The 1,503-nt window shown below is 27.9% G+C and carries 3 protein-coding genes; all 3 read right to left on the bottom strand.

Annotation, left to right across the window (positions count from 1 at the left end; genetic code table 11):
* Positions 1-297, bottom strand: a 297-nt coding sequence (locus L21TH_RS15235) for a transposase (RefSeq protein WP_423219141.1), incomplete at its 3' end; no start/stop codon positions are given.
* Positions 278-841 (bottom strand): hypothetical protein, encoded by a 564-nt coding sequence (locus L21TH_RS14835; RefSeq protein WP_205617991.1) that lies wholly within the window; start codon positions 839-841, stop codon positions 278-280. The genes L21TH_RS15235 and L21TH_RS14835, both read right to left, overlap by 20 nt.
* Before the next feature lie 32 nt (positions 842-873).
* Positions 874-1,293, bottom strand: a complete 420-nt coding sequence (locus L21TH_RS14830; RefSeq protein ID WP_479722808.1) for a transposase — start codon at positions 1,291-1,293, stop codon at positions 874-876.
* Between the last annotated feature and the right edge of the window lie 210 nt (positions 1,294-1,503).

The raw sequence follows: 1,503 nt of genomic DNA, 5'->3' as shown, positions 1-1,503 counted from the left end.
TGCAAGAGGGTTAGAATAATCATCTTTAGTTTTAAACATTAGTATAAAAGCTATCAGCTGAGAAATACAAGCTAGAAAAATATCTGATTTTAAAGAAATTGTTTTTCTAACTTTTAGAGACTTAATTTGAATAAAATTTTTAATCTGAGAGATAGATCTTTCAACAATAGTTCTTAATTTGTAAAGAGATCGCCATTTTAAACTATCTCTAGGAAAGGAAGAATTGTATCTATAATTATGATGAATAGTAATTTGTTTAATTCTTCCACACTTTGATTTAGGTACAGGGATTATCACAATTTAAGATATAAGTAGTTTTACCATCAATCCTAGTTTTTTTAACCTTAGGACAAATATATTTAATTCTATCAGCACGACCTTTTTCACGAGTAATACCATCATAAACCATAGGTAAAGAATCATCAAAAGGACAAAGAGGAACACCAAATTCATTGAAACTAGGCTCAGCTAAAGCAGATGAATTACGAGGATTTAAAGCAATAATAGGCATAATGTTCTTTCTATGCAAATAAGCATAGTTGTCATCAGCATCAAACCCTGAGTCACCAATAAAATATTTGTATTTAAAATTAGGATGCAAATTAAAAAACGTTTCAAGAGTAGGAATTAAAGATTTAGAATCATAAGTATCTTTAATATCCTGAGGGGTTAAATCAGTAGAAAGCTTGTTATCAGAATCATAAAAATTAACATCTCTAACGAGTCCAAAACCATTAGTAGAGATAACAGACTTTTGAAAATAACCAAAGTGACCATTAAGATAACATAACTTAGCATCATTATTAGAAGAAGCAAATTTAAGGCATTTGACTTTGAGCATACTTTTCAACATCGAAAGTAGAATCAGGGTCGTCATTTTTTAATTTTTTTAGCATAAGACTTAGCTTTTCTAAGCTGAGATTGATAAAACTTAGGATTATTTTCCTTAACATAAGGTTCAAAACCAGTAGTATCAGTAATAAGGATAGAAGATAAAAAAGGATTAACTTCCTTAGCCATATCTTCAGTAATATCAACAAGAGCATGAAATAAATCTCTTAAATCATCGAGAAAGTCAGATTTAAATCTTGAAAATTGAGATTTATGAGGAACCTTATTAAAACCACAGAAGCTACGCATTTCAGAAGAAATATTTAAAAAAGAAATTAAAAGTTTAGTAGAAGGAATAGATAGAATACTTTTAAGAATAAAAGCTGAAAGCATAGATTCAAGAGAATAACTTCTCTTAGCACCAAAATGAGAATAATAATTTTGATAAAAAGAATAAGGAATAAAATCACTAATATTAATAAATTCATCAGTAAAGAAAGTAAATTATTTTGATTTTGATCAAAAAACTTATCAAAATCAGAAGAGATATCGCGAAAGTTTAGTTGTTTAGCTTTAGGTGGCATAAGTTTCTCCTTTCATATTTATTTTAGGTTATACACAACCTTACATTGTATATATACCCCAAAATGGGGGAAACTTATCCATTTAAAT

It is taken from the genome of Caldisalinibacter kiritimatiensis, from assembly GCF_000387765.1.
In the GTDB taxonomy this organism is placed as follows: domain Bacteria; phylum Bacillota; class Clostridia; order Tissierellales; family Caldisalinibacteraceae; genus Caldisalinibacter; species Caldisalinibacter kiritimatiensis.
This window is presented reverse-complemented; position numbering and strand designations above follow the sequence as displayed.

Excerpts from the sequence above, each read along its gene's own strand:
- L21TH_RS14835 (WP_205617991.1), bottom strand. The coding sequence starts at position 841 with ATGCTCAAAGTCAAATGCCTTAAATTTGCTTCTTCTAATAATGATGCT.